We start from the raw sequence: 7,596 nt of genomic DNA on the forward strand, positions 1-7,596 counted from the left end.
TGGATATTTTTTATTTTCCACGTGGGCGTCATTCATTTCCTCCGAAGTTTCATTTGATTCCTCCGAGGAATTTTTTCTTTCCTACCTGGGAAATAAAAATTCTCCACGTGGGCATTTCGAAATATCCACGTGGAAATCACTTTTCCCCGACAGAGCCCCGTGTCGATATGTAGTCGGATCTAAATTATTGTAGCGATCTGGTGCTAGCTTTCCCCAGTCAGCCCTGACTAGAGTCACTAGTGCCACTAGCCCTCTAACTTCTAACCTCTAATCTCTAACTTCTAATCTCTAACTACTAGCTACTTTTTCGTATCTTTGAGCTACCTATCATTCTGACACCTTACAGCGTATGTCTGACACCACAGCATTTACCCCCGAAGACCTCAGCTACCTCGCTGAGCGGGGCATCTCCGACAGCGAAGCCGAGCGACAGCTCAAGCTACTCGTCGAGGGGACGCCCTACCTTGTTATCGTTGACTCGGCCAAGATCGAGCGAGGCATCGTGCGCCTAGCAACGGACGAGATGGTTCAGTACCTCGACCTGTGGCACGACTACCTGCAGAAGCCGGAGGCCGACGTCATCAAGTTTGTCCCCGCATCGGGAGCGGCTAGTCGTATGTTTAAGGCACTCTACGGGCTCCCCAAGGAGCAGCAGATCTCGCACGATGACCTAACACCCGACCAACAAACGTTTGTGGATCATCTAGAGTCTTTTGCCTTCTATGAGAAGCTGAGCGAGACCTGCCTGCGCAACAATTGGCGCACCATGAGCAAGTTGGTCGAGAGCGAGCAGTACGGCACCATCATCGACAACCTCCTCGACCCGCACGGCATGAGCTACGGCTCGCTACCCAAGGGGATGCTCCTCTTTCACGATTACCCCAATGGCACCAAGCGCACCCCTATCGAAGAGCACATGGTCGAGGGCGCACTCTATGCGCAAGACATCCACGGACGTGTACGACTACACTTCACCGTATCGCCTGAGCATCTAGAGGCTTTTCGCTCTCTCGTGGATAGACGCATCCAGAGCTTCGAGGATCTCTTCGGCTGTCGCTACCAGGTGACCTATAGTGTCCAGGAGTCTAGCACCGACACGATCGCTCTAGACCTAGAGCGTGGCACGCCCTTCCGTCGTGCTGATGGCACGCTACTTCTCCGCCCCGGTGGGCACGGCACGCTCATAGGCAATCTTGGTCGGCTGGACGCTTCTGTCGTTTTCATCAAAAACATTGACAACGTCACGCCCGACCATCTGAAGAGCAATACGGTACTCTACAAAAAGCTCCTCGGTGGCATCCTCCTCGCAGTACGTGACCGCATCTTCGGCTATCTACAGCAGCTCAAGCGCGCGAAGGTGAGCAAGGCACTGACGGAGGAGATCTTGACCTTCCTCGATGAGACGCTCTGCATACAGATCCCGCACGCCGAGCTACTCAGCGAGGAGGAGCTGATACCTAAGCTGATGAGCAAGCTCAATCGCCCGATACGAGTCTGCGGTATGGTGCGCAATGAGGGCGAGCCTGGCGGTGGCCCCTACCTAGTACGCGAAGCCGACGGCACCACCTCGCTGCAGATCCTAGAGAGCGTACAGGTGGACAAGAACAACCCCGAGGCACTCGAGATGATGCGCGAGGGAACCCACTTCAACCCGGTCGACCTCTGCTGCTACATACGAGACTACGAGGGCAACCCCTTTGACCTGCACAAGTATGTCAATCCGCAGACAGCATTCATCAGTGAGAAGAGCGTCGAGGGGCGTCCGCTCAAAGCTCTGGAGCATCCAGGACTTTGGAATGGAGCTATGCACGACTGGAATACGATCTTCGTCGAGGTGCCGAGCGATACCTTTACCCCTGTCAAGACGGTCCTAGACCTGCTCCGCCCGGAGCATCAGCCGCTAGCAGACTAGACCCAAACCTAGACACAGACCCATAGATTCAAAGAACAAACAATTATATATATGCCAACAAACAATCCTACCAATCAGCGTATCGAGGCGCTCCGCCAAGCGATGCGCACGCATCATATAGATGCTTACATCATACCTAGCGGCGATGCTCATCTGAGCGAGTACACCCCCGAGCGGTGGAAGTCGCGCACCTGGATCAGTGGCTTCACCGGCTCTGCCGGCACGGCTCTCGTGACGCTAGACAAGTCCTTCATGTGGACCGACTCACGCTACTACCTGCAGGCGACCAACGAGCTACAAGGTAGCGAGATGACGCTACAGCGTGGCGACGACCCAGACACCCCTACCATCGAGCAGTATCTTGCGGGCCACCTAAGCGAGGGGGCGGTCGTCGGTGTCGATGGTGCCTGCTACTCCATGGCTGAGTATGCACCGCTTGCTCAGTCGCTAGCTAATCACGGCATCAAGCTGGTCTCCCAGTACGACCTCATCGAGGAGGTCTGGAGCGACAGACCTGGCGTGCCAACCAATACGTTCTACCTACAGGATGTCAAGTTCTCAGGCGAGCGCACTCGTGACCGTCTGCAGCGTATCCGCGAGGCTTACCAGAGCTATGGTGCCGAGGCGGTCGCTATCACGATGGTCGATGAGCTCTGCTGGAGCTTTAACATCAGGGGCAACGATGTCTCCTACAATCCCGTCGGCATCGCCTTCGGCTTTATCGACAATAAGCAGGCTTATCTCTTTGCACTACCCGAGAAGACGGTCCCCGAGCTACGCCAGATACTCAATGGCGAGGGCGTAGAGGTGCGCGACTACGACACCTTCTATGACTTCCTCAGCAAGCTGCCTGCCAATCTCAAGGTGATGGTCGACCCCAAGCGCACTTCACAGCGTGTCCGTGAGGAGCTGGGCGATCGTCCCGTCATCACAGGCGACTCAGTCATATCGCATCTCAAGTCGATCAAGAACGAGGCGGAGATCGCTGGCATCCACCGTGCTATGCACCGTGACGGTGTCGCCCTGACTCGCTTCTTCATCTGGCTCGAGCAGGCTCTGAAAAAGGGCGAGCATGTCGACGAGTACACGGCTGGCGAGACGCTCCAGCAGTTCCGTGCGAAGCAAGAGTTTTACGTCAGCGACAGCTTTGGCGTCATCTGTGGCTACAAGGGGCATGGTGCTATCGTGCACTACTCCGCCACACCCGAGAGTGCCTACAAGCTGGAGCCCGAAGGGATGCTCCTACTAGACAGCGGTGGACAGTACATCGACGGTACGACAGACATCACCCGCACGATCGCTCTCGGCCCTGTCACCGACCAGCAGCGCACAGACTTCACGCTAGTCCTCAAGGGACACATAGCGATCGCTACGGCACGCTTCCCCAAGGGTACTCGCGGTAACCAGCTAGACATACTAGCTCGCAAGGCGCTTTGGGATAGAGGTCTCTCCTACGGGCACGGCACAGGGCATGGCGTCGGTGTCTTCATGAATGTACACGAGGGTCCACAAAATATCCGCACGGACAATAATCCGACCCCGATGCATCTGCACACTTTCACCAGCAATGAGCCTGGCCTCTATCGTGCAGACCAGTATGGTATACGCATCGAGAGCTTGATCCTAACGGTCGAGAAGGAGCAGACCGAGTTCGGCACCTTCTACGGCTTTGAGACGATGACGCTCTGCTACCTAGACAATGCGCTCGTAGACAAGTCTCTCCTGACTGACAAGGAGATAGCTTGGTACAACGACTATCAGGAGCATGTCTACCAGGAGCTCTCTCCCCTACTCACCCCTGAGGAGGCTGAGTGGCTACGCAACAAGACCCTACCCCTCTAATCGGTATGGCATACGAATATCCAGCAGGAAGCCTTATCCCCGTGCGGGGCTTTACGCCTCAGCTCGGGGAGGGCACCTTCGTCGCCGAGGGTGCACGCATCATCGGTGATGTGGTGATGGGTGCAGGGTGCAGCGTATGGTTCAACGCCGTCGTACGTGGCGATGTCAATAGCATCCACATTGGCGACCATGTCAACATACAGGACGGCTGCACGCTCCACACGCTCCACGGGCGCTCCGTATGCGAGGTGGGCGACTACGCCTCACTGGGTCACAACGTAATCCTGCATGGTGCCAAGGTGGGTGCCTATGCACTCATCGGCATGGGTGCCGTCGTCATGGACAACGCAGTGGTCGGTGAGGGTGCTATCGTAGCCGCTGGGGCGGTCGTCCTAGCCAACACAATCATTCCGCCCTACACCATGTACGCTGGCACGCCAGCTAAGTATATCAAGGACGTGCCTCCCGAGCAGAGCCAGTCGCTCAATAAGCGCACGGCACACGACTACGGCATGTATGCCGACTGGTTTATGAATCCTGAGAAATACTCTGAGGGTTCGCACGAATAGAATTTACCTTTCAACATATACCCCTTTATGAAGTTTTTTATCGATACAGCCAATCTCGATGATATCCGCACAGCCGAAGCGCTCGGTGTCCTCGATGGCGTCACAACAAACCCCTCACTGATGGCTAAGGAAGGCATCGCTGGCGATGCGGCCTGTCGTGAGCACTACCTCAAGATCTGCAATATCGTAGACGGAGACGTCAGTGCCGAGGTGCTCAGCACCACCTACGAGAAGATGCTCCCCGAGGCACGCGAGCTAGCTGCCCTACACAAAAACATCGTGGTCAAGGTCCCCTGCACCGAAGACGGTATCAAGACCATCTGCCAGCTCACCAAGGAGGGCATACGGACCAACTGTACGCTCATCTTCAACCTCGGTCAGGCTGTCCTAGCTGCTAAGGCGGGAGCTACCTACGTCTCGCCCTTTGTGGGTCGTCTCGACGACATCAGCTCGGATGGTGTCTCGCTCATCGCCGACATCGTAGAGACCTTCGAGACCTACGGCTTTAATACGCAGGTCCTAGCCGCTAGCATCCGTCACACGCAGCATATCATCGACTGCATGCGCGTCGGTGCTGACGTAGCCACCTGCCCGCTCAAGGCTATCCTCGGACTGCTCAAGCACCCGCTCACCGATAGCGGTCTCGCAGCCTTCATCGCCGACCAAGAGCGCGTCGCCAAGCAAGGCAAGTAAATAGCGACTGTTGCAAAAGTCAACAGTCTCAAATAGATCATCGCTGTAACTACCGGACGCACCGATTGGACTCAGACCATCGGTGCGTCCGTTGTTTTTGGCGGTTGGCTGTTGGCCGTTAGCTGTTGGCTGTTGTTACTGCGCCGTGTAGGGACGCACGATCTGTGCGTCCGTCCCCGAACCAGCCAAGACGATGCTGTAACTTTCGTTCTACAACGGACGCACAGATCGTGCGTCCCTACAGGAGTCGTCTCGTGTCATTTGGAGGGTTGGGAGGCGATTTTGTAACTTTGCAGGCGAAAGCTTTCCCCTTAGTCACCGTTAGACGATAAATCTATTATGGAAAATCTTTGGAATAGTATCCTAGCCGACTTCTCGCACTTCACACTGTCGAGCTTCTTCGCGACCTTTATGATCCTCTTTGTCTCTATAGACATCATCGGAGCTATCCCGATCGCGCTGAGTCTTAAGGAGAATGGTAAGGTCTTTCACCCCAGTAAGGTAGCCATCATCTCGTGCCTTATGTTCATCGCCTTCCTCTTCATCGGAGAGCCACTACTAGGCTTCTTCGGAGTGGATGTCTCGTCCTTTGCCGTGGCGGGTTCGATCGTCCTCTTCGTGCTAGCTGTCGAGATGATCTTCGGCATACAAGTCTTTCAAGACGATGATCCTTCGGGCAGTGCCGATATCGTGCCGCTCGTCTTCCCGCTTTTTGCGGGTGCTGCCTCCTTTACAGCGATCCTAACAATGAAGTCCTCTGGGACGGCGACCTCGACGCTTTTCGTCGCCATCCTCCTCAACGTCGTCTGTATCTACCTCATGCTACGGACCGTGTCGCTACTAGAGAAGTGGCTTGGCAAGGGCGGGATCTACATCCTGCGTAAGTTCTTTGGCGTCATCCTGCTAGCCATATCGGTACGCTTCTTTATGGAGAACCTCATGATCATCCTCGAACCATTCTTTGGCAAGTAAAGGGACCGACACACATCAAGCGTAGAGGCTCGCCCCAATCGGGACGAGCCTCTGCTTTTTTGTAAACTGCTATGAACAGTCTACGTTCCCCTGTACTATTGAAGCTATGCCTGTCTATGGGATGACCACCTTGTACGTTTGTGATCCTAGACGCAAGAGGTAACTCCCTGAGGTGAGTTCCTCTATACGATACTCCTCGCCAGCAACCATCTCAGTGGTGTAGAGAACCCGTCCTTCTAGATCTAGAAGTGAGAGCGTCTCATTCATATCTGAGCGGACGTAGAGTACACCCTCAGCTATGCGCATCTGACAGCTCGCAGGTGCGAGAGTGTCTTCTACCCCTCCAGCGATGTCGATGACAATCCGGCCTTTGTAGACCTCGCCATTGAGTCCGACACTCTTGTAGTCATTGCCACGTTGCGGGTCGTAAGAGACAATGATCTCACTGCCCTCAGGTGTCGAGATAGCACACCCATCGAAGAGGATCTCAAAGAGATTGACAATGCCCCCCTTCTCGACGATGACATTAGCCGCGTCGAAAATGATCTCGCCTCCGTACTCGAGGTATCCGAAGATACCTGAGTCTTCTCCAGAGATGATCAGCTTAGGGCCGCTCTCGATGGTGACACTCGTACCATTGACGACTAGAGCCTGACTCTTAGATGTAATCTTTAGGGTGCCATCTCCGACAATACGACCTCCTGAGGTAAAGACGATACCCATATAGTTCGTTACTATTTCATTGTCTCCATGCACCTCGATGGTTATGTCTCCTAGAGCTTGCATCACGCTGATGCCTTGAATCATCTCCTCTGTGACAAACTTAAAGCCGTTGAGCTTGAGAAGCTTCTTCTCTGGGTCATAAGAGATCGTCCCGTCTCCTAGGATGTCGTGGCAGTTAGCTGTGGTAACTTGCTTGCCCGCGATGAATAGCGGTATGTCGACTGGTCTGTCGATAAGCACTTTGCCCTTACAGACGCTACCATCTAGCATCACAGCGCCCTCCTGAGCGACAGCACCCTGCGGTGTGACGATCGCAGTGCGTACCAAAGAGAGTTCGGCAAAGCCGTAGAGTACTCCCTCTGACCCGTCTAGGGCGAGGCGTGAATCTTCGATGGTGAGTCTAGCGGTCTCCTTGTCTCCATGTAGCGCACGAAGCCCTGTAGCAGTACAGTTGACACCCTGGATCTTAAGACTCCCCTTTACTTCGATAGCCGTGCCAGCAGGAGCGCTTACCTCGAGAGATCCGCTCCCGTGGATCATCGACTCCTCACCACCTAGCAGGAGGGCTGTGTCGCTGTCGGAGGAGATCTTGTTTTCTCCTACGAGCGTGATGTAGACAGGCGTCTTTGCCTCGATGGCGGGTATGCCCTTAGCCTCGATATGACTATTCGATAGGATGAGTGTAGCGTACTTCTTCTTGTAGGTAACCGTTTGATCGCCTAAGACGTCAGCCGCATTTTCAGGAGTGATGGTTATGCCGTTGACCTTGATGTCGTAGTCACTAGAGACTTTCTTGATGATAATCTGATCCGAGATGGGATCTCCATCTATCGTACATTCCACCCGCTAATGCAATTTCTCAAGAATGATGTTTTTGATAACTTC

At 54.5% G+C, this 7,596-nt stretch carries 6 protein-coding genes; 5 read left to right on the top strand and 1 reads right to left on the bottom strand.

Annotated features, from left to right (window positions below; all coding sequences use genetic code 11):
* The first annotated feature begins 349 nt into the window (after positions 1–349).
* From RDM37_RS08250 to RDM37_RS08270, 5 genes are all read left to right on the top strand, one after another.
* The gene (locus tag RDM37_RS08250) at positions 350–1,912 is read left to right on the top strand and encodes a DUF4301 family protein (protein ID WP_308556650.1); all 1,563 of its coding nucleotides are present in this window, start codon (positions 350–352) and stop codon (positions 1,910–1,912) included.
* A 51-nt stretch (positions 1,913–1,963) separates the two neighbouring features.
* Entirely contained in the window at positions 1,964–3,754 is a 1,791-nt protein-coding gene (locus RDM37_RS08255; RefSeq protein WP_308556652.1) for an aminopeptidase P family protein, read from the top strand.
* A gap of 5 nt (positions 3,755–3,759) precedes the next feature.
* The gene (locus RDM37_RS08260; protein WP_298544396.1) at positions 3,760–4,323 is read left to right on the top strand and encodes a gamma carbonic anhydrase family protein; all 564 of its coding nucleotides are present in this window, start codon (positions 3,760–3,762) and stop codon (positions 4,321–4,323) included.
* 27 nt (positions 4,324–4,350) lie between these two features.
* Positions 4,351–5,016: a fructose-6-phosphate aldolase gene (gene fsa / locus RDM37_RS08265; RefSeq protein ID WP_297112888.1), complete on the top strand. Its 666-nt coding sequence runs from the start codon at positions 4,351–4,353 to the stop codon at positions 5,014–5,016.
* 339 nt (positions 5,017–5,355) lie between these two features.
* A complete protein-coding gene (locus RDM37_RS08270) occupies positions 5,356–5,988 on the top strand; it encodes a MarC family protein (RefSeq protein WP_308556654.1) in 633 nt (210 codons plus the stop codon).
* Positions 5,989–6,102: 114 nt separating this feature from the next.
* Here the strand turns inward: RDM37_RS08270 and RDM37_RS08275 are convergent, their stop codons facing one another.
* Positions 6,103–7,554: a hypothetical protein gene (locus RDM37_RS08275; RefSeq protein WP_308556656.1), complete on the bottom strand. Its 1,452-nt coding sequence runs from the start codon at positions 7,552–7,554 to the stop codon at positions 6,103–6,105.
* Between the last annotated feature and the right edge of the window lie 42 nt (positions 7,555–7,596).

The organism is uncultured Porphyromonas sp., from assembly GCF_902489635.1.
Classification (GTDB): Bacteria; Bacteroidota; Bacteroidia; order Bacteroidales; family Porphyromonadaceae; genus Porphyromonas.